A 1,846-nucleotide genomic window follows, 5' to 3' on the forward strand; every position below is an offset into this window, starting at 1 on the left:
TTCCCAGGGATTTTTCAATGCCTTCGGCAGTGGTGTCTGCTATTTTTTTTCTCACCAAGTTAAATGTTTGCTCATTGGGGTCACAAAAATGAAACAGTGCTAATAAATAATTCTTAAATTGTTTATAGGGATACGGTCCTATAAAAGGTCGTTGAAGGGCTAAGTGAAACGCTTCCTGCAGTTCTTCTGTATTGTGTCTTTGGCAACGTTGATGAAACTCCAGCATAACGGCCGGATTATGAAATAAGGGAGGGTGTATCATTAAAAGCCATAAATTATTCGTCTTGCAGGATAACCCCAATGCCTTCAGATAACTGCACATTCTTATTGAACAAAATTCCCTTAATAGTGCTTTGCCGGTTTTCTCACTAACAGACACTCCGCGTCTGGTCAGGTCAGTAGCTAATTGGAAAATTATATCTTCCTCGTTAGTTATCCCTATCTCATCCTTATTATTTTTCGTTGAGTTGCTATCATCGATCATACACCATAACTTGGTCACTGATTGGATCAATAAATCAAGTATTGTCTTGACTTCTCCTTGGTAAATAAATTTTTTTTGAATAGAAGCACTTTGAACAGAAGCACTTTGAAAAGAGTCATCCTGGTCTATTAATTCCCGAATCCGCTCTATTAATTCCCTTAAGTGTTGATGACTGAAGTCCGGGGTCGCTGCCAGTTTTATAATGTCTTGAAAGGGATGCTTTAGCGTTGGCAGGTGATGTTGATTCAAGGTTTTGGCCTTTAATGGCATTGGCAGAAGATTCAATACCCGCTTGAAGGTCTCTTCAGAAATATTATGGGATAAAGCAAAACTACTGAGTTGGGCTTCGTTATGCGCTAACAGATGACCACTGAACTGATCCTCATAATAAACCTCAGCAGAACCGCTTTGCTGGGAAAAAACCATCCAGGGCAATGACTGAATGCCAAAAACTTCTTCTAATTGGTGCTTATCCTGTAAATGATCAGTAATACTTTTTTCAATGTCCTCTTTTACCGATAAAAAGCATTTGATTTGTGATTTTGTATATCCCGTGGTTAACCATTCTGAATGGCGTTTTAATTCTTCACAATCTTTTTCTCTGAATTCAGGCGGTTTGAATATGCCATCCTTGCGCAGATGTCCTGATGTCGTTCGCCGATATTTCCGAACAATGGAGTTAGCTTGCTCCTTTAATTTCCTTTTCAGTGATATGTGGTCAGGCAGGCATTTAACAGTTAATTCATCCGGCTTGACAGTATTATCAACCAGGTCAGATGTATGGGCATTTTGTTTATACGCAGTGAGCGTATCGGGATTTATAATGCCAACGGTGACATGGTTCGACCTTAATATCGATGGCACGTCTTCCATAATCAGGATGACGGGTCTTGGTGCTTTTGGTAACTTATCGTTATGGTCCAGATAAGCGAATTCTTTATTGAATCTTGTATGAAATGAACTCTCAGGAGACATCGCTATTTGCCGGGCACCAAACGTACCAGCCTGCACAGCTTCCAGCAATTCCTGCCTTATCTGCTCTTTGCTACCCGGGGGCTGGCCGGATGCACTTATCGTATTTGAATTTTTGCCGGGTTGCACTGGGCAAGCCCCGGAATTTTTAAACCATTCTGTCGAAGATGAATTTGCTGCTTGTGATAATAAATCCATATGAATAACACTTAGAGTTATCAAAGACAGGGTAATGACCGGAAATCGAGTGATTAAATACCCATGCGTTGGCGATCAACAACCTATTTTATACCAAGAACCCTTATGCCGCCCTGGCTTAAAGCTCAGACTTGATTGAAACCTGAATCCGTAAGGTTTTGATTGCACCGGAAGAATTTTACCAATTTAATA

Annotated in this window: 1 protein-coding gene; it reads right to left on the reverse strand. The window is 40.4% G+C overall.

Going from position 1 to position 1,846, the window contains the following annotated elements; all coding sequences use genetic code 11:
* Positions 1-1,654 (reverse strand): hypothetical protein (locus KDK14_RS06770; RefSeq protein ID WP_257264268.1); only part of this gene is annotated, 1,654 nt, incomplete at its 3' end.
* Between the last annotated feature and the right edge of the window lie 192 nt (positions 1,655-1,846).

Source organism: Endozoicomonas sp. ONNA2 (assembly GCF_024606365.1).
Taxonomy (GTDB): Bacteria; Pseudomonadota; Gammaproteobacteria; order Pseudomonadales; family Endozoicomonadaceae; genus Endozoicomonas.